The organism is Lactococcus protaetiae (assembly GCF_006965445.1).
GTDB classification, from domain to species: Bacteria; Bacillota; Bacilli; order Lactobacillales; family Streptococcaceae; genus Lactococcus; species Lactococcus protaetiae.
The window spans coordinates 936,795-961,115 of the sequence record NZ_CP041356.1; the positions used below are offsets into that span (position 1 = coordinate 936,795).

Below are 24,321 nucleotides of genomic sequence, written 5' to 3' on the forward strand. Positions count from 1 at the left end.
TTAGTAAGTGCGTGCTATTCCCCCCACCTCTATAAGGTGGCGAGATAAGCAGCACTATCTCCGCTTCGCTACGCTGTCCATTCGCTCTAAATCGCTAAAGCGATAAGGCGAAATGGCAAGCTCTGCTTTCGTTCTACTGCCCTAGGGTCTTAGCGCTTTAGCGCTTAGACTTCAGGGACAGGGTGACCTCATATCTTTGATGTGAGGTTGTGCCCTAACATTGGTGGGGAGAAAGAATCCCCCACCAATGAAGTAATCACTTCAATGCTCACTTTGGTCGCATTGAACTGACAGAATTTCATGAAAACAAAAAACTACTGACAAACTTGTCAGTAGTTTTTACTTTCTATACGAATTAGAATTTCCAATCTTTGATGATTTTTACACCAGTAATTTTTTCAGGATGAACAGGTGATGATTGTTCACCGCTTGTTGAATTAGCTTGAACTTCGGCTGAAGCAATCTTGTCCACAACATCCATTCCTGAGATGACCTGTCCAAAGACAGTATAACTACCATCAAGACTAGGATAACCACCTTTTTTGTAAGCATCAATAATTTTTTGTGGATATTTACTCTTATCTTGAATTTGGCTTGTCATATCTTGTGAATTTTGGACAATGAAAAATTGTGAGCTACTAGAAGTAGGTTGACCAGTATTAGCAAGAGAAAGCGCCCCGCGAATGTTATAAAGCTGATTTGAAATCTCAGTATCAAAAGGTTTCCCACCAAAAATCGAAGCACTACCTGTTCCTTGATTAGAAGGGTCACCTGTTTGAATCATGAAATCCTTAATCACGCGGAAAAATTCATTGTTTTTGTAATAGTCATGTTTAGCGAGGACAAGGAAGTTTTGAACGGCATTAGGAGCAAGCTTAGGGAAGAGTTTAATATTAATATTTCCAGCCGTCGTTTGAATCTGTACCTCAGCTTCATCACTTGCTACAGTGGTTGAAAGTTGAGGCAATGCTAGGTCGTTAAGGGCCTCTGTAGAATTCTTAACTGCGGGATGTAAAGTATAATTTGTTGGATAATCAGCAGCTTTAGCAGTTGATTGCGTTGTTTGAGAAGTGTTTTTTGAAGAATCAGCAGGTTTTCGGTTTGCAGAGTAAATCAAAAATGCGATGGCTGCTACTAAAATAATGCCAAGTAGTCCAAAAATAATAGAAGTTTTTTTCTTATTCATATGAGTATTTTATCATAAAAATAAGTAATTATAAATTTTTATCAAGTTATCTCTTGCAATTTTAAAAGAAAAGGTATAGAATAATAAAAAACATTGAAAGGAGAATCACAAATGAAAAACTTTACTTCACGTCATCATCATGTGCATAGGTAGAGGTTGTATCATACAAAGGTGTAGATACAACTTTTGAGTACGCTCAAGTATCTATGCCGGTGATTCTCAAGAGACCGGTTGTTAAAGACAATCGGTCTTTTTATTTGCTCGTACTCACCTTTGTGAAAGATATTTTTGGCTTAATGCTTAAGATATTCCTAAAAGCAAAGGTTATTTCTTTAGAAAGATAAGTCTGAAAATTCTTTATTTTCAGTCGAGAAAGGAAACTAAATGTCTTATATTATTGGGATTCTTCCCCAACTTGCTCAGGGATTTGTTATTACACTTCAGGTTTTTGTGATTACATTGATTATTTCTATTCCACTAGGTATCATTTTTGCTTATCTTCTACGTGTTCCTATCGTAAAATGGCTTTTAAATCTTTACATTTGGGTCATGCGTGGCACTCCCTTACTTTTACAAATTATCACAGTATATTTTGGATTACCCTTGATTGGAATAACGATTACTAATCGCCTGCTGTCAGTTTTGATTGCTTTTGTGTTAAACTATGCGGCTTATTTCGCCGAAATCTTCCGCGGTGGTATTGGAGCTATTCCAGAGGGACAATACGAAGCATCCAAAGTATTAAAGCTCAGCAAATGGCAAACAACACGGTTGATTATTCTTCCCCAAGTCGTCAAAATCGTTCTCCCTAGTGTAATGAATGAGGTAATTAACCTTGTAAAAGATAGTTCTCTTGTATACGTCGTAGGGATTATGGATGTGACTTTAGCGGCTCAAACAGCAATGAACAGAGATATTACTCTCGTACCGATTTACATTGCAGGGCTTTTCTACCTTGCTTTCAATGGTATCCTTACAATCATTGCTAAAATAACAGAAAAAAGATTCAGTGTTTATAAATAATCGTACTCACATCTTTAGAGGAGAAATCATGCTAGAAATTAAAAATTTAACAAAGAAATTTGGCGAAAAGAAGATTTTTGAAAATTTTAATCTAACGATTAATGACAGTGAAACACTTGTGATTTTGGGACCATCTGGTGGAGGCAAAACAACGTTATTGAGAATGCTTGCTGGTCTCGAAAAAATTGATAGTGGAACGATAAGCTTTAACGATGATGAAGTCACACTTAATCAAGAATATTTTGATAAAAATTTACTAGGTTTTGTATTTCAAGATTTTCAGCTCTTTCCGCATAAAACAGTCTTGGACAATCTTATCCTAAGTCCGGTTTATACACAAAATCAATCTAAAAAAGAAGCAACGCAGAAAGCGAAACTTTTGCTAAAAAATTTGGATTTGGAAGGTTTCGAGAAAACTTATCCTTATGCTTTATCTGGGGGCAAAAACAACGTGTTGCACTTGCTAGAGCGATGATGATTAATCCTAAGATTATCGGTTATGATGAGCCAACAAGTGCCTTAGATTCAGAATTGCGCAATCAAGTTGCTGATTTGATCTTGACAAATAAACAAGCAGGTGTAACGCAAATTGTCGTGACACATGATGCAGAGTTTGCGGAAAAAATCGCAGATAAAATTCTCAAAGTCAATCCGAGAAATTGAATATTGATAACTAACTGAGTTCGTCCTCCTTGAAAGGTGTGAAAAAAGATAAAGCTGTGAACCTGTCTGCGACAGAATCTCCAGCTTTCCTATCTCCGTAGTGCAACTACTACGCTGTCCATTGGCTTATACGCTGAAGCGTAAAGAGCCAAGTGGCATTTTTCAACCTTTCAAAACAGTCGGACTCACATCTTACTTAACTGAGTTCGGAGCGCTAAAAGCTAGGCGATTAGATAAATTGGAGAACCGTGCTTTCGCACGAACCTGAATTTTCCTAATTTCAGGATGAGCGTTCCTTACATCTTAAAGAAAAGGAAAAAATATGAAAAAATTACAAACACTATTTATTACATTTATCGCAGTTTTGGCTGTTGTTACACTTTCAGCTTGTTCTTCAGCAAAGGCAAAAAGTTCTAATACTTGGGCGACAGCGGAGAAAACTAAGTCAATCACAATTGGTTTCGATAATACTTTTGTCCCAATGGGATTTAAGGATAAAGATGGAACTTATAAAGGATTTGACATTGACCTTGCGAATGCAGTTTTTAAAAAGTATGGTATAAAGGTGAAATGGCAACCCATCAACTGGTCAATGAAAGAACAAGAACTAAAAAATGGTAATATTGATCTAATCTGGAATGGTTACTCAGTTACACCAGAGCGGAAGAAGCTTGTACTTTTCTCTAATGTCTATATGGAGGGTGGAGATGTGCTTGTTACTAAAAAATCAAGTGGTATTACCTCTGCGAAGGACATGAAAGGAAAAACAGTAGGTGTGCAATCTGGTTCATCGCAATATCAAGAATTTGAAAGTGAACCAAAAGTATTGAAGGATAGCGTTTCTGGAAACACAATTTCGCAATATAGTAACTTTGATCAAGGATTTCTTGATTTACAAAATGGTCGAATTAATGCTTTGCTTGTTGATGGTATTTATGCAAACTATTACCTCAAACAAGCTAAACAAACAGATAACTATAATGTTTTTAGTGCTGGGTTTGCTGGAGCTCCAACAGCAGTCGGTGCTAGAAAATCAGACAAGGAACTTATTTCCAAGATTAATCAAGGAATCGCTGGTTTACACAAAACTGGAGAGTTTCAAAAAATATCAGAAAAATGGTTTGGTAAGGATGTTTATCCAAGCTCAAAATGAATTTAATCGGACGAAATTCGAAGCCTAATGCTGCTTTATCCCACTAGGGATATTAGCAAGCACTTGCTTTGATGAAGAGGTGCTAATCATGAAAATAGAAGAAATTTTGGGAAAACTGGTATCTTTTAATACAGTTAATGATTCAGAAAAAGAAAAGATGTTCGACTTTATTCGAAATTTTCTAACTGATTATCATTTTAAATTCAAGAACGTCGGTGCCTGTCTTGTAGCAGAACGAGGTAAAAGTAAGATTGGATTTTTAGGTCATACAGATACGGTGCCAGCAAGTGAAAAGTGGATGACTAATCCGTGGGAACTTGTCCAAAAGGGTGATAAACTTTATGGTTTGGGAGTTTGTGATATGAAAAGTGGGATTGCGGCAATGTTGTTTGCTGCAACACAAACGGAAAAAGCAGTAACGTTTTATTTTACCTATGATGAAGAAATTGGGTTTGCGGGGGTCCGTGATTTAATTGCGGAAGAAGAATTTCCAGAAACAGTAATTATTTGTGAGCCAACAGATGAGCGCGTGCTAAATGCAGGGAAAGGATTATTTGAATTTAGAATTGACTTTTCAGGAGTAAGAGTGCATAGTTCAGTTGCTACTGATGATAAAAATGCTATTTTCAGAGCGACGGATTTTATAAATGAGCTTCGTTACTTTAGCGCAGAACTCCGTAAAAGTCAACCGAATAATAATTTTTCAATACCATTTACCAGTATGAATGTTGGGCAGATTTCAGGTGGAGATTCGGTTAATTCTACTGCTGAAAAATGTTGGATAGTTGCAGACTTTAGAACGAATCCCAACGAACACCAAAAAGTAAGAGAGAAGATAAAAAGATTATCAAATGAACAACCGATAAAACTTACAATTTTAAATGATATTGAACCTTTTGAAAATAAGATTTTAGAAGGGCAGATGGATAGAATATTTGATAAAAATTTTGAGGGTGATGATGGTATGACAGAGGCAAGCTTTCTTCCTCAGACCACAACACGTATCATCTATGGTGCAGGTCCAGATACCTCACACCAAGCAGACGAATATGTTTCACTAGAATCTTTGAAGCGTGTTGCAACTATTTATGAGAAGCTGATTGAGCAAAGTTCTCAGTAAATAGTTGATGAAGTCAAGACTTATTCAGTGGGAGTTTCAACTCCCCACTGAATTTAGTCGGACGAAATTCAAAGTTAGTGCTGCTTCATCCCCTACCTAAGAGGTAGGGGTGTTAGCACGTACTTACTTCGATAAAACTGTTGATTTGAGACCAAAAGTCATAAAAGTGATAGAATATATAAGTCATACTAACGAAACTTAGTGGTTGATGATAGAAAAAAATTAATATATAGGAAAATATTTTGGAGAATCAAAATCAGGTGAAGCGCAACCTTAAACAGCGCCATATTACAATGATTGCTCTTGGTGGTACGATTGGTACGGGTCTATTTTTGACTTCTGGAGCGACGATTAGTCAAGCTGGACCGTGGGGTTCAGTGCTTGCTTATGTTTTTATTGGGATTATGGTTTATTTTGTAATGACTTCCTTGGGTGAGATGGCGACTTATCTTCCGACATCAGGTTCATTTTCTGATTATGGAGGGAGATATGTTGATCCAGCGTTTGGTTTTGCTTTGGGGTGGAATTATTGGATTAATGGTGCAATTACAATCGCTGTCGATTTGACAACGGCTGGATTGATTACTCAATTTTGGTTTCCTCATATTCCTTCATGGATTTTTTCTGGAATTGCAACAATCTTGATTTTTGTGATTAATGTTCTTGCCGTGGGAGCTTTTGGTGAAACGGAATATTGGCTTTCAACGATAAAGGTAATTACTATTGTTCTATTTCTTATTATAGGTATCTTAACGATTGTGGGTGTTTTAGGGCAAGGCAATGTTGATGTGGCAGCTAATCTGACTGCTGGCAATCATGGATTTGTTGGTGGTGTATCTGGATTTGTTGGAGTGTTATTGATTGCAGGTTTCTCTTTTCAGGGGACAGAGTTACTTGGTGTAACTGCGGGTGAGTCAGAAAATCCTGGACAATCTATTCCGAAAGCGATGAATTCAATTTTCTGGCGGATTTTACTTTTTTATATTTTTTCAATCATTGTTATTGCGGCGATTATTAATTTTAAAGACCCACGACTGCTCAATCCAAACTCAACGGCAGTAATGAGCCCATTTACTATTGTCTTTAAAAACATTGGTTTTGCACTCGCGGCTTCTGTGATGAATGCTGTGATTTTAACTTCGGTTATTTCTTCTGCAAACTCTGTGATGTATGCTTCTACACGTATCCTTTATTCACTAGGGCAAGAGAACGGGGCGCCAAAATTTTTTGGACGTACTGCTAAAAATGGTATTCCGTTTTACGCTTTGCTTGCGACGGCAGTCATTTGTTTTATCACATTTTTAACAGGAATTTTTGGAACTCAAATTTATCTATTTTTGGTAGATTTGTCATCACTGACAGGTTTTCTGGCATGGCTTGGAATTTCTGTCAGTCATATTCGATTTCGCCGTGCCTATGTCGCACAAGGAAAAGATTTGAAAGATCTCCCTTATAAAGCAAAATGGTTTCCTTTTGGACCAATGGTCGCGCTTTTGATGACTGCAGCTATTGCGATTAATTTGGATCCCTCTATGCTTTTTAGTAGTCATTGGGGCGAAGGGCTTGCATTGTACGCTGCTATTCCAATCTTTCTTATTTTGTATTTTGGGTATAAATGGAAATATAATACAAAAATTATTCCGCTTGAAGAAGTAGATTTGAGCCGAGAAAAATAATAATGTATGATAAAATAAAGAGCGAAAGCTCTTTTTATTTGCTGACAACTTTGTCAGTAAGTTTTCAGTGCTGACAGAAAACTGTCAGTAAATTATTTTGTGAAAAAGGAAAAAAATGATTGAAATAAATATACGGATGGAAATTTCGGCTCCCGCTTCGGAGATTTTTGATGCTTTTGTCAATCCTGAAAAGATAGGGAATTTTTGGTTTTCAAATAGTTCGGAACGTTGGGAAAAAGGAAAAACAATAATACTGAGCTATGAGGAATTTGAAGCTAATGTACCGATTCAAGTCATGGATATTCGAGAAAATAGTCGAATTTTATTGACTTGGGGGCCGATTTCTGATGAACGGGCAGTTACGATTAGTTTCATGCAGGTTGATGAGAAAACGATTGTTGAGGTAAAAGAAGTTGGTTTCCAAGAGTATGAACGGTTGCTGACAGACCCAGTCCTTGCTGAGGTTCGTACTTATGAATATGAGGAAATTATAAATAATCTAATGGGCGGAAAAGGAGGTTGGACTTTTGTTCTAGCTTGCTTGAAAGCTTATTTAGAAAATGGTGTGACGAGCTTACGAACAGGCTTGCTTCGCTGATGAAATAGGATGCATCTTCGGATGCATTTTTGTTTGTCCTGAAATAATAAAAACTTGATTTGTATCAATTTTTTTACTGACGAAAAGTGGTAAATTCTATTTTGGAGAAAAAAATGAAAATTACGAATTTAGCCATTAAATTTGGTGATAAGGAAGTGTTACAATCTATCAATTTGCAGGTCAATAAAGGCGAACGTATCGCGATTTTAGGGCAAAATGGTTCTGGAAAAACAACACTTTTAAACTTAATCAACAAAACTTTAGTACCCACAGCAGGAAAAATTGAAGACGAAGATTTTGAGATTAATAATCAAAATCGCTGTTATATCATACAGCATGAGAATTTGCCGAGTGAGTTAAAGATTAAAGAAGCACTACACGTTTTGGCACAAAGTCCAGAGAATTTTGAAAAGGGATTAGGACTTGCTGAACATTTTGATTTAACAAAAGCTTTGGATAAGCGATTTTCTAAACTTTCTGGTGGTGAAAAGCAAAAATTATTCTTGATTTCAGCGATGCAAAATAATCCTGAATATTTCTTTCTCGATGAAATTACAACGGGGCTAGATTATAATTCCAGAGATGAACTATTGAGTTTTTTATCAGAAGTTTTCGAAGAAAGTCGGGCGACACTTTTTCTTGTCACTCACTATATTGAAGAAGCTTTGCGTCTGTGTAATCGTTTTGTCGTTGTTGCTAATGGACGAATCACACAGGACTTTACACGTGATGAACTAGTTCAGACTAACTTCTCTTTGGTGCAATTTGACCGTTTACAAGTTGATTTGACAGAGGAGTTGATTGATGAAAAAACTTGGACTTATAAGATTTCAAAGGATAAAATACCAGATATCTTGGGGACGAGATATGAGGAAATTATAAAATATAAACGTGATTTTGTAAGAAATCTTGGTGAAATCATTTCAGATTAGAGGTGTGGAAAATGATTTAATAAACTTTGACGTGCTACTTTAGTCGCTTTGGAGCAAGGACAGAACATTCTTGTTGAAAAAACATTGATTTGTATCAATTTTTTTACTGACAGAAAATGTTAAAATTTCTGTCAGTTTATTAGTGTCCAAAAATCAACTTACAAGGCACACAATTCATCTAAGGTTTTTACGAAAATGCTAGATGAATCAATATAAATTAACCACTGGAAAGCTGTCAGTATACTGACAGAAATTAATAAGTAATATAAAATGAATAATTTTTCAAAATATCTGATGACAGAGCTCAAACTACGCTTTCGAGTTCCGATACAACTTTTTTTCGTTTTTGGTTTTCCAATCTTTCTGATGATTGCATTTTCGGTCATTTTTGCAAAAAATAATCCGAGCTATCTACAAGAAAATTTAGGAATTATCATGATGTACGCGGTGTTATCAGCAAGTATTGCAAGTCTTTCAATAGAGATTTCTAAGTATAACGCTGACCAATATTACTCGATGCTGGAGAGGCGTGGTGCCAATAAATACGTCTATCTTCTTGCTCAGATTTTAGGCTTTGTCCTTATTGTTTTTCTATCAAGCCTTGTCATCCTTGTGATTGCAGTGTTTGCCTATCACTATCAGCTTCCTGATTTTGGTGTCGTGCTTCTTTATTATGTGAAATTATATCTTTATGCCATTCCATTTTTCCTCATTTCTATCATTATTGGTTTTGGAGTTAAAAATCCTGCCATTGCGAGCAGTCTGGGCCTACCCATTATGTTTGTCAGCTTTTTTCTATCAGGAATGATGATTCCATTTTCTCAAATGACAGGTATTATTCGAATTGTTTCCGCAAATTTCTTTCTGACACAACTTCTGTCAGCACTGACAGAAACGCTGACGCATCATTATTTATTACAGCCCAATTGGTTGGAAATTTTGCTCAGTGTGGCTGTTATTTTGCTTTTGGCAATCCATACAATCAGGCACAGCTCACTTGCAAAAAGATAGAAAGGAAGATAAAGTGAGAATAAAATTAAAAACTGATTATCCACCATGGTAAGTGGAATTTCTGTAAGTTTAACCAAGCAAGTGTCTGCTATCTTCGCCCTTTGGGCTACGCTGTCCATCCACCACAGGTATCCATTCGCTCTAAGCTGCTAAAGCAGCAAGGCGAAATGGTTCCTATGGTGCTACGCGCTTCGCACGCCGTTCTACGAACGGTCTACGCCGCTGTCCGTTTGCTTAGCTGCTAAAGCAGCAAGAGCAAAAGGCAAAGCGGGCAACTCCCACCTCTTTTAGGTGGAGGGATAAGCAACACTAAGCTTTGCTTTCGTTCTACTAACATTATAGGATGGAAACGATATAAGACACTCATGAGTGAATAACAGAATTAGAAATTATCAATAATTTTTCAATTTCTATCAAAACCGAACCAAAAAATTTTCTGTCAGTATACTGACAAGTTTTCATAAAAATTATTTATCAATGAATCGGGTCTGTCATTATTTTAACTTAGTAAGTGCGTGCTAAATCCCCACCAATGAAGTAATCACTTTAAAATCGAATCCTGTTTAATTTTTAAAAGTCCCTTTTAGAAATTAAAGTTTGCGTTTCTGCAAACCATCTCTCGTGCAGGCATAAGGCAGTATATCTGCAGTTCAACTACTAAATTTGCTAACGTAGATTTAGAGATGAATTAGTATAATCATCAAGTTTGGGTCGCTCAAAATCGTCAAAAAGAGATAAAAGCTAAAACTGTACGTTCACACGAACTTATAATTTCTTATCCTTTTGGACTACGTCGTCTACTCTCACTATGGCGTTAGAGCACCAAGTTGAGTAGCAACTCGTTACGCTTTTTACCGAGCACCTCTCACATCTTAATCAACTGAGTTCGGACGGCTAGAAGCTAGGAAAAAAGATAAAATCAAGAACTTGTGCGAGCGCAAAAGCTCAATTTTCCTATTTTTTACGCTTCTGAACGAGTTGTCCTCACATCTTAAAGGAATAAATAAATGCAAAAGAATCCCTATGCGCGTTTGAGAAATGTGTTATTTATCACATTGGTGATAACATTCTCAATCCTCATTGCTGGTGGTCTTTCAATTTTCAAAAATGAAGCACCTCGTCCTTCTCAAATTGTAAACGAGCAGGGCAAAAGCTTAGCAACCAAAACGCAACTCATCTCAGGACAAGCGACTTACGAACGCTATGGCCTTGGCGACTATGGTTCATATCTTGGAGATGGCGCTTATCTTGGCCCTGACTACAGTTCAGAAGCGTTACATATTTATATTCAAGGAATGTATAAATATAAAGCCCAAAAGTTGTTCAACAAAAACTGGTCAAACCTTTCTGGTATTCAACAAGAAGGTATCAAAGGTCAAGTGGTTAAAGAAATCAAGAAAAATCGTTACAATACCAAAACTCACCAATTGGTCTTGACCGATGCACAAGCTGCAGGTTTCAAATACGAAGAACAATATTATCACAAAATGTTCATCAACAATCCCACAGAAGCAGGCTTGCCAGAAAACTTGATTAAAGCACATGATGCAGGGCTTATCAAGCCAAAGGAAATCAAGTAGATTACCTTGCTGATTTCTTTTTCTGGGGCGCATGGTTATCTTCAACCGAGCGTCCTGAAGGAGGTTCAACCTATACCAATAATTTCCCATATGACCTTGAAGCAGGGAACAATGTTTCAATGACAGCAATCACTTGGTCAGCGATTTCAGTAGCTATCCTTGTTGCAGGTCTTGGTATCATCATCTGGTACGAACGTCGCTACAATCTTGAAATGGCAGACCGTTATGCTGAGGGAGATTTGCCTATCATTGATGCAGATAAAGCAATCACAAGTTCACAACGTAAAGTTGCTAAATACCTTGTGATTGTCGTCCTCCTTTTCCTCGTTCAAATCATGCTTGGGGAATTAATGAGTCACTTCTACGCCGAAAATTCTTTCTTTGGCTGGAATATCCAAAATATCTTCCCATTTCCAATTGATTTGACATGGCATTTGCAACTTGTTATTTTCTGGGTAGCGACTTCTTGGCTTGCCACAGGAATTTATGTTGTCCCTCGTGTTCTTGGACGTGAACCTAAACGTCAAGGCTTGCTCGTTGACTTATTATTTTGGGCATTAATCATCGTTGTTGCAGGGTCAATGCTTGGCGAATGGGCAGGAACAATGGGCTGGATGGGTAAAGTTTGGTGGCTTTTTGGACAATATGGCTGGAAATATATCGAACTTGGTAAATTTTGGCAAATTCTCTTTATCATCGGGATGGTGCTTTGGGCAGTTATCCTTGGTCGTGGATTTGTCCCTGCAATTCGTAAAAAAGCAAAAACGAGTTATCTCTTTGATAGAAAGCACTTAGCAACAATGCTCTTTGTTGGTGCACTTGCTATTCCATCGTTCTATGTTGCTTCTCTCTTCATCATGCCAGACTCACACGTTACATTCGCAGACTATTGGCGCTGGTGGATTGTTCACCTCTGGGTTGAAGGTGTCTTTGAAGTGTTCGCTGTTCTTCTTATTGGTTGGCTCATGGTTGATATGCGCTTGACAACAATTAAATCCACCATTCGTGCGCTTTATTTCCAAATGATTTTGCTTTTGGGTTCGGGTGTCGTTGGTATCGGTCACCACTACTATTGGATGGGAGACAATTCTATCTGGCTCGCGCTCGGTTCATCGTTTTCAGCACTTGAAGTTGTTCCGCTTTGTCTTTTGGTTTGGGAAGCTTATACGCACTATAAAGTTTACAAAGATTCAGGGTAGAGTTCCCTTATAAAGGAACATTCATTTTCCTTGCAGCCACAGGATTGTGGAATGCTTTCGGCGCTGGTGCGCTTGGCTTTTTGATTAACTTGCCAGCAATTAGCTACTTTGAACACGGAACAACATGGACATCAGCTCATGCTCATGGCTCAATGGCTGGGGTTTACGGAATGTTCTCAATTGCAATCCTACTTTATACAATGCGTTCAGTATCTAAGAAAGAATATTGGACACCAAAACGAGAAAAGATGGTGGTCTGGTCTGCTTGGTTGACCAATATGGGACTTCTTGGGATGCTAGTGATTACTTTGCTTCCAGTAGGGTATCTGCAATTGACAGATGCAGTTGAACACGGTTATTGGCATGCTCGCCTGACGAGTTTCTACCATAGCCCACTTGTTTCAGGATTACTATGGGCACGAATGCTTCCAGACCTTGTGTTTACAGCAGGAGTTATTGTCTTAATTATCATTGTTGTTGGAGCTTTCTTCAATCTGAAACCAGCAGAAAACGAACAACATGAAAAAGAATCAAAGATTATACTAGATGAACTTGCAGCAGAAAATAAGTAATTAGTATAAATTGATTTGTTTGCGTAGAAGCTTCCTTTATACTAATATGCCTAGATAGACATGAATCAGTATATTTAAAAATTGTTTAATATGCTGTAAAATGAAAAAAATTGATATTATAGTCGAACTCTAGAGCGCAATTCGCTATGAATAAAATTAGGAAAAATGAAAAAATATTTTTTTAAAAGTTTAGTCATATTATATGTTTTAAGTTATTTATTACCTTACATGAAGCTAATAAGTGTAGAAACTTATCATTTTCAAGCGCATTTTGGATTTGAATTTGTAAAGAAAAACTGGGTCATGTATTTGATTTTAGTCATCTTGTTCATCATTTATTACATCATGCGTGGAAAAAATAGAATTTATAATATTTTCGTTGGTACAGCTTTTACAGTAGTTAGTGTATTTACTTATAGTCAAGTTTTACATTTAGATGCTACAAATGTAGTAAATTCTCTAAATATGATGGGAAAGCTCCTGCTTCCAGGATATTATATCAGCACTTTATTTGGCTTACTGATAGGTATTTTACTAATGAATGAAGCTTTAAATCTTCCAGACAATAAGAAAAAGAAACTCGCACATTAAATGTGGGAGTTTTTATTATGAAACATTTTTGTAAAATAATGGTTGAGTTATGTTACAGATAAAATAAGAAAAAATCAGTATTGAACCTAATAAATATAGAGCTAAAAATACATAATGTAACCATTAAAATACTTTTAAAATCTGCTAGAAACAAATCATTTGACAAAACAACATAATGTTGAATATCTTCTTGACAAAGTTAGTGAAAAGGAATACAATTACAATGTATTTACAAAGCGAAAGAGGAAATGGGATGAAATATATCGCCATTGTCGGCACCAATGCTAGCTTTTCGTACAATCGAAAGTTACTTTGGTATATGAAAAAACACTTCAATAATCAAGCACAAATTGAAGTTGTAGAGATTACAGATGTGCCACTTTTTTGTGAGGACATTGAAGAAATTCCTACCAAAGTTCTAGAAATTGCAAGAGCAATAGAAGAAGCTGATGGTGTGATTTTTTCAACACCTGAGTATGACCACTCTATCACTGCAGGGTTAAAATCACTGATTGAATGGCTGTCATGGGTTCACTTCATCCATTGACGAATACACCCGTCATGATTGTTGGTGTGTCATTAGGGAATATGGGAACTGTCTTTGCTCAAGAAAATTTGCGTCAAATTCTAAGTTCGCCAGGACTTGATGCTTTTGTTTTACCATCAAATCAGTTTTTATTAGGGCGTGCAGCAGAGTCTTTCAATAGTCGTGATGAGCTGGTAGATGAACGAACAATCGGTTGGTTGGAGCACTGTTTTGGAAACTTTGTGACTTATACAAAGACATTGAAACCAATGCGAGCATTAGCAACGGATCGTACAGGAGCATCATCTCATACAAATCAGGAAGAAAAAGTACCACTCCTTGAAGAAGGAGAGGGTTGGTGGATTGAAGATACGAATCTTGGATTCCCAGTGATTTCAGATGCTGATACGGGAGCTTCAGAATATGAGGAACCTGACGAGGCGGTAAAATCAGCCTATGCACAGATTCTCGAAGAAGGTGATGGTTGGTGGATTGAAGAAATTGGACTTCATTCAGGAGCTAAAGAAGATGGAGCAACTTCGGCGTCTAAATCAACTCATGGTAAAGTTGCAGATGCTAAAGGACAACCTGATACCTCAACAGGTGCGTCAGAACACTGATGGAAAAATTAGACAAAATTGCAACAAAGAAAATATCAAAACGATATAGGGCATTAGGAACAGTCATTGATTTAACAATCTATGGAACAACTGATGAACAATTGTTGGAGGATGGCTTTCATCTCATCAAACATTATGAAGATATTTTTACAGTCAACCGTGCCCAATCAGAACTGATGAAGGTCAATGAAGCAGCCGGAATTAACGCTGTGCAAGTTTCAGACCCAGTGTATCAGTTGACAAAAATTGCAGTGGAAAAAAGTCAAGAGCATTTTGGTTTTAATGCAGCAATCGGTCCTTTGGTTAAACTCTGGCATATTGGATTTTCAGATGCTAGACTCCCTCAACAATCGGAGATTGATGAACGTCTAGAACTCATCAGCCCTGATGAGATTATTCTTAATGATGAAGAATTTTCTATTTTTCTTCCTAAAAAAGGGATGGAAATTGATTTGGGAGGCATTGCAAAAGGATACATTGCTGACCGAGTTCAAGACTTATGGCGAGCACATGGGATTTCTTCTGGAATGATTAATCTTGGTGGAAATCTAATTTTGATGGGAGAAGCTCCTCATCAAAAAAATAGAAAATGGCGTGTTGGAATTCGCAATCCGCTCAATAATAATGGTATTTCTATCGCTCAAATCTTGACAGGGGAAAGTTCAGTTGTGACTTCTGGTATTGCGGAGCGATATATGGAAGTAGATGGAAAATCCTATCATCATATTATTGACCCCGAAATGGGCTATCCACACAATAATCAGATTGCAAGTGTCACTGTTTTATCAAAACGCTCAATTGATGGCGAGATTGAGACGACAAGACTATTTTTCGCAGATCAACCAATTGAGGATTGGCTAGAGAATCATCCAGATGTTTATGGAGCAATCTTTATTAGTCGTGACAAAAAGATAAAGGTAGTCGGAATTCCTCAAAGCCAAGTCTATATTGCTGATTCGAGCTTTGAATTTGAATAAAGTCAAGACTTATTCAGTGGGAGTTTCGTAAAACATTTGTCCATTTTCTCTAATCGCTAAAGCGACTGATAAAAGGGCAACTCCTCACTGAATTTAGTCGGACGAAATTCAAAGTTAGTGCTGCTTCATCCCCTACCTAAGAGGTAGGGATGTTAGCACGCACTTATTTTGATAAAAATATAAAGAAAAGATGAACAAAATTGTAATCTAGGAGTATGAGAAGCGTCTGGATAATGCTTCTTACCTAGAAATAGATATGCTTATGTTTAAAACGGAGAGATAAGAAATGAAAGAACGTAATTTGATAGAAGAAGATGCCAAAACTTTTTTTGAGGATGGTTTCGTGAATTTTCCCACAGGTAAGATGGATTTACACTTATTGCGCCAAGTATTAAACACTATTCCATTTGAAATTGACCTTATTGATGCCAATGATGAATTTGTTTACTTTACTGATGGAGAAAAACGGATGCACCAACGTTTTGTTGAACAATTAGGTAAAAATTTGCTCGAACTGCATCCAGAAAAACCAGAACGCATTCGTCCAACGGTCAAGAAGATTTTGGAAAGTTTCCATGATGGTTCAGCTGATCACTATGAACAATGGTTCCCAATGGGAGAGCGTACTTGCTATATTAATTATTATGCAATTCGTGATATTGATGGAACTTATTTGGGGTGTATGGAATTTACAGGAGACATCAAACGTATTCAAGGATTCCGTGGTGTTCGCACCCCTCATAATTCTGGCAAATCAGAATAATTTAGCAGTAAAAAAGTTCTGTCAGCACTGACAGAACTTTTTTCTTACTGACAGACTACAAAAATACTTTTTGTCAGTACTGACAGTTTTTTTATCGAAATAAGTGCTTGCTAACACCCCTACCTCTTAGGTAGGGGGTGAAGCAGCACTAACTTTGAATTTCGTCCGGCTAAATTCAGTGAGGAGTTGCCCTTTTATCAGTCGCTTTAGCGATTAGAGAAAATGGACAAATGTTTTACGAAACTCCCACTGAATAAGTCTTGACTTCATCGCTGACAAATTTTTGGAATGATTTTGTCAGCGGTATTTTATAAAATTGAAGTGATTACTTCATTGGTGGGGGATTCTTTCTCCCCACCAATGTTAGTAGAACGAAAGCAGCACTTGCTAAGTTAAACATAAAAAAATACTCTCATCAGTCCTGACGAGAGTATTTTTTTATTATTTCATTGTTGGGAAGAGTAAAACGTCACGGATTGAAGTTGTCCCTGTGAAAAGCATGACCAAACGGTCAATCCCAATTCCAAGTCCACCCGTTGGTGGCATGCCGTGTTCAAGTGCCTCAACATAATCATAGTCAACGCCTGTCGCTTCGTCGTCACCAAGTTCTTTATCGCGCGCTTGAGCTTCAAAACGCTCCAGCTGGTCAATCGGATCATTCAATTCAGAAAAGGCATTAGCAAATTCATGACCATCAATGAAAAACTCAAAACGGTCAGTGAAACGCGGATCTTGTTCATTCATTTTTGCCAGTGGAGAAATTTCTTTTGGATGGCCATAGACAAAAGTCGGTTGAATCAAGGTTTCTTCGATGTATTTCTCGAAAAATTCATTGATGATGTGACCTGTTGTGAAGTGTTTTTCGACATGAATGTCATGTGCTTTGGCAATCTCCACAGACTCGTCAAAGGTCATCTCTTGCCAGAAATCCACACCCGTTGCTTCCTTAATCGCATCAACCATGTGAATACGGCGATATTTTCCACCCACATTGATTTCTTTGCCATTATATTCAATCACTTCTTTACCGATGATTGTCTTAGCCACGTGCTGGAAGATGCCTTCAGTCAAATCCATGATGTCATTGAAATCTGCGTAGGCTTCGTAGCTTTCAAGCATGGTAAATTCAGGATTATGTGTTTGGTCCATGCCTTCGTTGCGGAAAACACGACCGATTTCATAGACTTTTTCCATACCACCGACAATCAGACGTTTCAGATAAAGCTCAAGTGCAATACGCAGTGCCATGTCAAAATCGAGTGCATTGTGATGGGTGTAAAATGGTTTTGCAGCAGCTCCGCCAGCTTCATTGTGTAAGACAGGCGTTTCGACTTCAAGATAGCCGCGTCCGTCCATATAACGCCGGATTTCGCTAATGATTTTTGAACGTGTCAAGAAACGCTCAAAGCTCTCACGATTAGAAATCAGATCCAAATAACGCTTGCGATAACGCGTTTCCGTATCTTGCAGACCATGCCATTTTTCAGGAAGTGGACGCAGTGCCTTGCTCAGAAAAGTGAGATGGCTCGCTTTAATTGAAAGCTCGCCTGTATCTGTTTTCATGATTTCGCCCTTGACACCGAGGAAATCTCCAAGGTCAGCTGTTTTGAAAATTTGATAATTTTCTTCACCAACTTCATCTTTACGGACATAAATCTGAATCTGACCTTCGCGGTCTTGGAGATGGGCAAAACCAACTTTCCCTTTTCCGCGTTTTGTCATCAAACGACCAGCAACAATTCCCTGAAGTGCAAGCTCATGAAGCTCTTCTTTAGTTTTGTCGTCATATGCTGCGTGGAGTTCAGCAGAGTTATGTGTACGTGTAAATTTATGTCCAAATGGGTCAATTCCTGCTTCGCGCAGATTTTCCATTTTTTCGCGACGGACTTTCATTTGGTCATTAAGTTCTTCAATTTCAGCCAAAATATAGCTCCTTGTAAATTTTATTCTCTCTATTTTATCATATTTTCACTGATTTTACAGAGGAAAATTGATAGAAATGAGAATGCTTTAGCTTAACAAGTGCGTGCTAATTCCCCCACCTCTATAAGGGAGGAGGATAAACAGCACTATCTCCGTTTCACTGCGCTGTCGATTCGCCTAAAGCGATAAGGCGAAATGGTAAGCTCTGCTTTCGTTCTACTGTCCTAGGGTCTTAGTCGATTGCGATTTGAACTTGCCACTTTATAGGATAGCCGTTTGCGCTTCAGCGCTTAAAGATATGCTAGTTGTTACACCTAGAGGTTGTACCCTAACATTGGTGGGAGGAGAAAAAATCCCCCACCAATGAAGTAATCACTTCAAAGCAAAAAATGAAAAATCAGTCAAATTCTTATGGCTGATTTTTTCATTATCAAATATGCGCACCAAGTCCCAAAGAAATGCAAGCCAACACCACCAAAATGATGATAATGGTACTAAATAAACCAAGAAGTAGCGGTTTGAAACCAAGTTTTCTCAGAGATTTGATATGAACCCCAAGACCTAGTGCAAACATTGCTGTAGTAAGAAAAAATTGTTGGAGCAACTTGATATTTGCAGCAATAGATTTTGGAATGATATTGAGCGTTGCAATAAACATCAGGATAATAAATCCAACGACGAACAAAGGTAAAAGAGCAGGACGCTTCACTTTTGTTCCCTCTTGATAGAGTTCATGTTTATCAATAATCTCAACTTCTTTACGACGGAAAAGTCCTAGTAAAAAAACAACTGGAGCAAGTAAAGCGACTCTAAAGAGTTTGACTAAGATTGCAGTAGTTAATAATACACCACCACCAGCAATTCCAGCGGCAGCAGCAGCCTGAGCAACTTCATGAGTCGAACCTCCAATAAGGGTGGCGCCATTTCCTAAACTCATACCGAGCAAATGATAAATAAGAGGACCAACACCAATCATAATTGTCCCAAATAGGACAACCAATGCGACGGCAGCAGCCACTTTTTCTTCAGTTGCCTTGACAGTACCTTGAATTCCAGCAACAGCAGCAGCACCACAAATTGAAAATCCAGAGGCAATGAGTGTAACTAAATCCTCATCAATACCTAGCAAGCGTCCGAGGAAGAAAGTCGCAACAAAAGTAATGGATACAGCGCAGATATCTGTTATAATGACTCCCCAGCCCAGACCAAGTACTGTTGACAAAGAAACTTGAAGGCCCAAAAGGGCAACTCCCCAGCGTAGTAAACGCTTCGCAGCTACACCAATTCCTGGTTCAAGAGTTTCTGGAATAGATAAAAGATTGCGAGCAGCGAATCCCAATAAAATTGCCAATAAATTTGCACTGAGGGCTGGGAAATAGACACCCTCAATCATACAAGCGAGACCAATAATGGCACAAATGATTAATCCAGGCCAAATATTTCTTTTTAGGGTTTGGACAGGAGATTTTGCGGTAGGAGTTCCTAATCTTTCTATGTGAAAAGATTTCTTTATAAAATTATTCATAGAGTGATTATAGCGCGCTTGAGTTTATTTGTAAAATAAATTATAATAATCATATTGATTAAAAAAGGTAATTAAAAATGTTTTCATTGTTTAAAACTTTTGTTGCAGTGTACGAGACTAAAAGCTTTACTCGTGCAGCCCAACAGCTCTATTTCTCGCAGCCAACGGTTACGGTACGAATCAAAAAACTAGAAGAAGAACTAGGTACTTCCCTTTTCTTCAGAGGAAAAAATCACGAAGTTATCCCAAGCGAAGCGGCAAACCAGCTTTATAATAGAGTTGTGGATTTACTGGAGCAATGGTCAAAAATAGAGCGAGATCTCCAGCAAAACACTTCTAAACGACAGTCATTTAAAGTTGCGGTGTCTCATAGTGTGGCCGGTAGTGTAATGCCTCAAATTTTTCAAGAATTTATGCCAGAGATTAATCATTTGGAGATGGAAATTTCAACTTTTAATTCAGATAAAGTTTTTGATTTAGTTTCTAATCATGAGTTGCATTTGGGAATTATTGAAAAACCTTTGATGGGAGCGCAGACTAACACTTTTTCTATTTATGATGACGAGTTGGTGCTTGCAGGCAATCTTGAATCGGATTTATTTTTTATTCGTGAAAAAGGTTCAGGGGTCAACCATTATACAGAGCAATTTTTGAAAGAGTGTGAAAGTATCCCGAAAAACATTGTTACAATGAACAGTAATGAATTGATTGTTAATCATCTGAAAGCTGGATTTGGTGCTTCAATCATCTCAAAACGCTTTATTAATAATGAAATTCCTTTTGTAAGATTGGGAGAGAAATATAAGCGAGTATTTTATGGTGTAACTTATCTTGATGAGTATCAACCTTCTATAAAAAAATTAACCGAGCGTATTAGAATACTAGGAATGAAAGCAAAAGAAGATTGAAAAAATGAAGTCAAGACTTACTCAGTGAGAGTTTCGTAAAACATTTGTCCATTTTCTCTAGTCGCTGAATCAGTAAGAGCAAACGAAGTTGCGTAGACCGTTCGTAGAACGGCGTGCGAACCATTTCGCCTTGCTGCTTTAGCAGATTGCGATTTGAACTTGCCACTTTAGTGACTTAGTGAAATCGACAGCGTAGCAAAGCGGAGATAGAGTGAATGGATACCTGTGGTGGATGGACAGCGTAGCTCGAAGGGCGGAGATAACACGCACTTGCTTTGATAAAAATTAGAAAATATACTTTGAATTTTGATAGATAGAACATAGTTTTATTATTTTTTGGTATAATTGAGTTCGCAGAAAAAATCTGAAAGAAATAGGAAATATGGTAGTTTACGATGAAATTATGGTTCGCTATGGTGAACTTTCAACGAAGGGGAAAAATCGAGGATTTTTTATCAATCGTCTGGCAAAGAACATTCGAGAAGTTTTAGCTGATATTGAATCGCTTAAAATTACAGCGGTACGCGATAGAGCGCATATTGAGTTGAATGGGGCAGATTATGAAGAAGTTTCTCGCCGCTTAACAAAAGTATTCGGTATTCAAAATTTTTCGCCATCTATCAAGGTAGAAAAATCAGTTCCAGCTTTGAAAGAGGCTGTGGTTGGATTGTTTGGCGAAATTTATCAGAAGGGTCTTACTTTCAAAATTGCCGCAAAGCGTGCAGACCACGGTTTTGAACTAGATTCAACGGAACTTAATTTGGCTTTGGGTGATGTTGTGTTTGACCATTTTGAATATGCAGCGGTACAAATGAAAAGACCTGATATTACATTACGTGTAGAAATTAGGCAAGATGCAGCTTATCTTAGCTATGAAACGCTTAAAGGTGCGGGTGGGATGCCTGTTGGAACGGCTGGACGTGGTCATCTTATGCTTTCTGGTGGGATTGACTCACCTGTTGCAGGGTATTTAGCACTCAAACGTGGTGTTGAAATTGAGGCGGTTCATTTTGCATCACCTCCTTATACCTCGCCTGGTGCGCTTAAGAAAGCGAAAGATTTAGCTGCAAAATTGACTGTTTTTGGTGGTTCAATCACGTTTATTGAAGTGCCATTTACGGAGATTCAAGAAGAAATTAAGAGTAAGGCACCACAAGCTTATTTGATGACGCTGACAAGAAGGTTTATGATGCGTGTGGTTGATTGTATCCGTGAAGAACGTGGAGGAAAAGTGATTATCAATGGTGAATCTTTGGGGCAAGTGGCAAGTCAAACACTTGGTTCAATGTCAGTCATCAATGAAGTGACTACTACGCCAGTCATTCGTCCTGTTGTTACAATGGATAAAATCGAGATTATTGATATTGCTGAGAAGATTGATACTTTCAATCTTTCAATCTTGCCTTTTGAAGATTGTTGTACTGTTTTTGCACCACCAAGCCCTAAGACGAATCCTAAACTTGAAAATTGTCTTCAATATGAAGCACGTTTGGATGTTGAGGGAATGGTTGAGCGAGCGGTGGCTGGTATTATGCTTACGACCATTACTGGTGAAAACTGGGACCAGAAAGAAGCTGTTGAAGAGTTTGCTGACTTGCTTTAATAATGATGAAAGCTTCGCTCGATAGTGGAGCTTTTAGTTACCGTTCTTGAGTCATTTGAACTTGACGGAATGAAGAAGTAAGGCTATAATTACTAATGGTATTAAACAATATTGAAATTTTAGGTGTTCTAAACTGATCTTAATTATTCATTCCGCTTCGTCGTTCATCTGCGGAATGTAGCCGATTGGATAGACTAAGACATTATTTTTGAAAGCCCTCTAAAATTTTTAGAGAATAAAATGGTAGAGTCCCTACTCTAAACGATAAAAATATGAAAGAGCAATTGCGTGTTTTCATATTTTTATTTGTTTTTGGATATAGGGGTATTTTTTGAAGGAGGTTCTATGACTGGAAATAGAGTAAAAGCGCTAATTGCGATTGGAATTTTCATTTTTATGTCTACCCTGGATGGGTCAATTGTGAATATTGCCTTGCCAACCATGTCACGGGAGCTAAATGTGACACTGGCTCAGGTGACTTGGGTTGTGACTACTTATTTAATTGTCATTTCTGGTGTGATTTTGATTTTTGGTCGGTTGGGGGATTTGCTGGGAAAGGCGAATATTTTTAAACTTGGTGCCTTGATTTTTACGATTGGCTCATTTTTGGCTGGACTGGATTTTGGTGGTGGCTTAACTTGGCTTTTGTTTGCACGGGTGGTGCAAGCTGTGGGTGGCTCGATGTTTATGGCGACTTCTTTTGGTCTGGTGGCTGAGATTTTTCCAGCGGAGAGTCGTGGTCGTGCTTTAGCAATTAATTCGATGTTTGTATCGGTAGGTTCTATCGCTGGTCCTGCGATTGGTGGTTTGATTTTGCAGATTGCAAGCTGGCATTATATTTTTTGGATTAATGTTCCGATTGGAATTGTAGCTTATTTGTATGGCTCACGTGCATTGCCGAAAGAAAAAGGGCAAGGAACGGTGCGAGATGTGGATTTCGTTGGTTCGTCTGAGATGTTTGTTTGTCTTGTTTTGCTCTTTCTTGGAATCAATTTTGGACAGATCATTGGCTGGGGCAATCCTTTGATTTGGGGTGCTTTTATTGGTGCGATTGTTTTCTTTATTTTGTTTGTTTATACAGAAAATCGCAAGGAAAATCCGCTGATTGATTTGGGAATTTTTAAGACTAAATTATTTACGATGAGCATCATTACGGCGATGTTGAACTTCACTGCTGGGATGTTTGTAAGTATCCTTTTGCCGTTTTATTTGCAGGATTTTCGGTTGTTATCGCCTGGTGTGGCTGGGATTATCATGATGGCTTATCCTGCTTTGATGTTGGTTTCAAGTCCGATTTCAGGTGTTTTGGCAGATCGGTTCAATAAGGAATGGATTACTTTTATCGGAATTTCGGGATTATCTTTGCACAGATTGGTTATTTGTTGATTAATGAGCATTCGAGTATGCTTTTTGTGGTTGTGGCATTGGCTTTGCATGGTGCTTCGGTTGGATTTTTCCAAAGTCCAAACAATGCCTTGATTATGTCAACGGTCGAGAAGCGTTATCTCGGTATCGCAGGCTCGGTCAATTCGCTTGGACGTAATATTGCTTTTGTGCTTGGAACGTCGCTGGGGACGATTTCGCTTTTTCTTGCGATGTCAGTGTTGTCGGGGCATACGGTTAATACTTATGTTAAGAGTCAACCGTTGCTGTTTTTGAATGGTATGCATATTGCTTTCTTTGTTAGTTTGACTTTGACGATTATTACTTGGATTCTTGGTTTGGTGCGATTGGTGGGAAAGCGGAAAAATGCTTGAGTTTGTTTTCTGTCAGTATAATGTGCGCTGATGATTTGATAACGGTCAATTTGGCCGTTTTTTTACTGACAAGATTTCTGTCAGTAAATTTTTTTCTGTCAGCATGTTTACATGTGTAAATTTTCACGTACTAATTTTTAAAAGATATGAAAAAAGTTTGATATAATATTTTTTGTACTCACAAATGAAGTCAAGACTTATTCAGTGGGAGTTTCGTAAAACATTTGTTCATTTTCTCTAGTCGCTGAAGCGACTGATAAAAGGGCAACTCCTCACTGAATTTAGTCGGACGAAATTCAAAGTTAGTGCTGCTTCATCCCCTACCTAAGAGGTAGGGGTGTTGCGATTGCGACTGGGCGCTTCAGCGCCTTAGCGAGCATCGACAGCGTAGCCCGAAGGGTGGAGATAGCACGCA

Annotated in this window: 19 protein-coding genes and 3 pseudogenes; 19 read left to right on the top strand and 3 right to left on the bottom strand. The window is 37.9% G+C overall.

The genetic code is table 11. The features are described 5' to 3' along the window. Nucleotides 1–355: 355 nt before the first annotated feature. Nucleotides 356–1,186 carry a peptidylprolyl isomerase gene (locus tag FLP15_RS04695; protein ID WP_142766192.1) on the bottom strand — a complete coding sequence of 277 codons (831 nt, stop codon included), beginning with the start codon at nucleotides 1,184–1,186 and terminating at the stop codon, nucleotides 356–358. A 384-nt stretch (nucleotides 1,187–1,570) separates the two neighbouring features. Between FLP15_RS04695 and FLP15_RS04700 the strand changes: the two genes are divergently transcribed. From FLP15_RS04700 to FLP15_RS04760, 16 genes and pseudogenes are all read left to right on the top strand, one after another. Beyond that, complete coding sequence (locus FLP15_RS04700; protein ID WP_142766193.1) at nucleotides 1,571–2,209, top strand: amino acid ABC transporter permease; 639 nt, start codon at nucleotides 1,571–1,573, stop codon at nucleotides 2,207–2,209. A 28-nt stretch (nucleotides 2,210–2,237) separates the two neighbouring features. Continuing rightward, nucleotides 2,238–2,498, top strand: a pseudogene (locus tag FLP15_RS13805) (ATP-binding cassette domain-containing protein); the annotation flags it as partial. Nucleotides 2,499–2,680: 182 nt separating this feature from the next. Continuing rightward, nucleotides 2,681–2,872: a hypothetical protein gene (locus tag FLP15_RS13810; RefSeq protein WP_223804779.1), complete on the top strand. Its 192-nt coding sequence runs from the start codon at nucleotides 2,681–2,683 to the stop codon at nucleotides 2,870–2,872. 322 nt (nucleotides 2,873–3,194) lie between these two features. After that, nucleotides 3,195–4,025, top strand: coding sequence for an amino acid ABC transporter substrate-binding protein (locus FLP15_RS04710; RefSeq protein WP_142766194.1), 831 nt, complete (start codon nucleotides 3,195–3,197; stop codon nucleotides 4,023–4,025). An 88-nt stretch (nucleotides 4,026–4,113) separates the two neighbouring features. Further along, nucleotides 4,114–5,145, top strand: coding sequence for a M20/M25/M40 family metallo-hydrolase (locus tag FLP15_RS04715; RefSeq protein WP_142766195.1), 1,032 nt, complete (start codon nucleotides 4,114–4,116; stop codon nucleotides 5,143–5,145). A 242-nt stretch (nucleotides 5,146–5,387) separates the two neighbouring features. Next, entirely contained in the window at nucleotides 5,388–6,821 is a 1,434-nt protein-coding gene (locus FLP15_RS04720) for an amino acid permease (protein WP_142766196.1), read from the top strand. A gap of 115 nt (nucleotides 6,822–6,936) precedes the next feature. Next, a complete protein-coding gene (locus tag FLP15_RS04725) occupies nucleotides 6,937–7,419 on the top strand; it encodes an SRPBCC domain-containing protein (protein WP_142766197.1) in 483 nt (160 codons plus the stop codon). 113 nt (nucleotides 7,420–7,532) lie between these two features. Continuing rightward, nucleotides 7,533–8,351, top strand: a complete 819-nt coding sequence (locus FLP15_RS04730; RefSeq protein ID WP_142766198.1) for an ATP-binding cassette domain-containing protein — start codon at nucleotides 7,533–7,535, stop codon at nucleotides 8,349–8,351. Between the two features lie 270 nt (nucleotides 8,352–8,621). Beyond that, nucleotides 8,622–9,362: an ABC transporter permease gene (locus FLP15_RS04735; protein ID WP_223804728.1), complete on the top strand. Its 741-nt coding sequence runs from the start codon at nucleotides 8,622–8,624 to the stop codon at nucleotides 9,360–9,362. Nucleotides 9,363–10,369: 1,007 nt separating this feature from the next. Continuing rightward, on the top strand, nucleotides 10,370–10,942 hold the full coding sequence (locus FLP15_RS13025; RefSeq protein WP_223804729.1) for a hypothetical protein: 573 nt from the start codon (nucleotides 10,370–10,372) through the stop codon (nucleotides 10,940–10,942). 119 nt (nucleotides 10,943–11,061) lie between these two features. Then, complete coding sequence (locus tag FLP15_RS13560; RefSeq protein WP_280954088.1) at nucleotides 11,062–12,141, top strand: cbb3-type cytochrome c oxidase subunit I; 1,080 nt, start codon at nucleotides 11,062–11,064, stop codon at nucleotides 12,139–12,141. A 44-nt stretch (nucleotides 12,142–12,185) separates the two neighbouring features. Then, nucleotides 12,186–12,713 (top strand): cbb3-type cytochrome c oxidase subunit I, encoded by a 528-nt coding sequence (locus FLP15_RS13565; RefSeq protein ID WP_280954089.1) that lies wholly within the window; start codon nucleotides 12,186–12,188, stop codon nucleotides 12,711–12,713. 228 nt (nucleotides 12,714–12,941) lie between these two features. After that, nucleotides 12,942–13,304, top strand: coding sequence for a hypothetical protein (locus tag FLP15_RS04745; RefSeq protein WP_142766199.1), 363 nt, complete (start codon nucleotides 12,942–12,944; stop codon nucleotides 13,302–13,304). Nucleotides 13,305–13,557: 253 nt separating this feature from the next. Then, a pseudogene (locus FLP15_RS04750) lies at nucleotides 13,558–14,450 on the top strand (NADPH-dependent FMN reductase). Then, nucleotides 14,450–15,427, top strand: a complete 978-nt coding sequence (locus tag FLP15_RS04755; RefSeq protein ID WP_142766200.1) for an FAD:protein FMN transferase — start codon at nucleotides 14,450–14,452, stop codon at nucleotides 15,425–15,427. The pseudogene FLP15_RS04750 and the gene FLP15_RS04755 overlap by 1 nt, the downstream one beginning before the upstream one ends. A 286-nt stretch (nucleotides 15,428–15,713) precedes the next feature. Beyond that, nucleotides 15,714–16,190: a PAS domain-containing protein gene (locus tag FLP15_RS04760; protein WP_142766201.1), complete on the top strand. Its 477-nt coding sequence runs from the start codon at nucleotides 15,714–15,716 to the stop codon at nucleotides 16,188–16,190. Nucleotides 16,191–16,631: 441 nt separating this feature from the next. Here the strand turns inward: FLP15_RS04760 and lysS are convergent, their stop codons facing one another. Together lysS and FLP15_RS04770 are read right to left on the bottom strand one after the other, a co-directional pair. Next, nucleotides 16,632–18,083 carry a lysine--tRNA ligase gene (gene lysS / locus FLP15_RS04765; RefSeq protein ID WP_190288375.1) on the bottom strand — a complete coding sequence of 484 codons (1,452 nt, stop codon included), beginning with the start codon at nucleotides 18,081–18,083 and terminating at the stop codon, nucleotides 16,632–16,634. 460 nt (nucleotides 18,084–18,543) lie between these two features. Next, a complete protein-coding gene (locus FLP15_RS04770; protein WP_142766203.1) occupies nucleotides 18,544–19,638 on the bottom strand; it encodes a YeiH family protein in 1,095 nt (364 codons plus the stop codon). Between the two features lie 77 nt (nucleotides 19,639–19,715). Between FLP15_RS04770 and FLP15_RS04775 the strand changes: the two genes are divergently transcribed. The 3 genes and pseudogenes from FLP15_RS04775 (at nucleotide 19,716) to FLP15_RS04785 (ending at nucleotide 23,906) form a co-directional block, all read left to right on the top strand. Beyond that, nucleotides 19,716–20,546, top strand: coding sequence for a LysR family transcriptional regulator (locus FLP15_RS04775; protein WP_142766204.1), 831 nt, complete (start codon nucleotides 19,716–19,718; stop codon nucleotides 20,544–20,546). Between the two features lie 382 nt (nucleotides 20,547–20,928). Next, the gene (gene thiI, locus FLP15_RS04780; protein WP_142766205.1) at nucleotides 20,929–22,149 is read left to right on the top strand and encodes a tRNA uracil 4-sulfurtransferase ThiI; all 1,221 of its coding nucleotides are present in this window, start codon (nucleotides 20,929–20,931) and stop codon (nucleotides 22,147–22,149) included. A 345-nt stretch (nucleotides 22,150–22,494) separates the two neighbouring features. Beyond that, nucleotides 22,495–23,906, top strand: a pseudogene (locus FLP15_RS04785) (MFS transporter). Nucleotides 23,907–24,321: the final 415 nt, after the last annotated feature.

Excerpts from the sequence above, each read along its gene's own strand:
- FLP15_RS04770 (WP_142766203.1), bottom strand. The coding sequence starts at position 19,638 with ATGAATAATTTTATAAAGAAATCTTTTCACATAGAAAGATTAGGAACT.
- FLP15_RS04725 (WP_142766197.1), top strand. The coding sequence starts at position 6,937 with ATGATTGAAATAAATATACGGATGGAAATTTCGGCTCCCGCTTCGGAG.
- FLP15_RS04715 (WP_142766195.1), top strand. The coding sequence starts at position 4,114 with ATGAAAATAGAAGAAATTTTGGGAAAACTGGTATCTTTTAATACAGTT.
- thiI (WP_142766205.1), top strand. The coding sequence starts at position 20,929 with ATGGTAGTTTACGATGAAATTATGGTTCGCTATGGTGAACTTTCAACG.
- FLP15_RS04745 (WP_142766199.1), top strand. The coding sequence starts at position 12,942 with ATGAAGCTAATAAGTGTAGAAACTTATCATTTTCAAGCGCATTTTGGA.
- FLP15_RS04760 (WP_142766201.1), top strand. The coding sequence starts at position 15,714 with ATGAAAGAACGTAATTTGATAGAAGAAGATGCCAAAACTTTTTTTGAG.
- FLP15_RS04695 (WP_142766192.1), bottom strand. The coding sequence starts at position 1,186 with ATGAATAAGAAAAAAACTTCTATTATTTTTGGACTACTTGGCATTATT.
- FLP15_RS13025 (WP_223804729.1), top strand. The coding sequence starts at position 10,370 with ATGCAAAAGAATCCCTATGCGCGTTTGAGAAATGTGTTATTTATCACA.
- FLP15_RS04735 (WP_223804728.1), top strand. The coding sequence starts at position 8,622 with ATGAATAATTTTTCAAAATATCTGATGACAGAGCTCAAACTACGCTTT.
- FLP15_RS13560 (WP_280954088.1), top strand. The coding sequence starts at position 11,062 with ATGACAGCAATCACTTGGTCAGCGATTTCAGTAGCTATCCTTGTTGCA.
- FLP15_RS04755 (WP_142766200.1), top strand. The coding sequence starts at position 14,450 with ATGGAAAAATTAGACAAAATTGCAACAAAGAAAATATCAAAACGATAT.
- lysS (WP_190288375.1), bottom strand. The coding sequence starts at position 18,083 with ATGAAAGTCCGTCGCGAAAAAATGGAAAATCTGCGCGAAGCAGGAATT.
- FLP15_RS04710 (WP_142766194.1), top strand. The coding sequence starts at position 3,195 with ATGAAAAAATTACAAACACTATTTATTACATTTATCGCAGTTTTGGCT.
- FLP15_RS04700 (WP_142766193.1), top strand. The coding sequence starts at position 1,571 with ATGTCTTATATTATTGGGATTCTTCCCCAACTTGCTCAGGGATTTGTT.
- FLP15_RS13810 (WP_223804779.1), top strand. The coding sequence starts at position 2,681 with ATGATGATTAATCCTAAGATTATCGGTTATGATGAGCCAACAAGTGCC.
- FLP15_RS04775 (WP_142766204.1), top strand. The coding sequence starts at position 19,716 with ATGTTTTCATTGTTTAAAACTTTTGTTGCAGTGTACGAGACTAAAAGC.
- FLP15_RS04730 (WP_142766198.1), top strand. The coding sequence starts at position 7,533 with ATGAAAATTACGAATTTAGCCATTAAATTTGGTGATAAGGAAGTGTTA.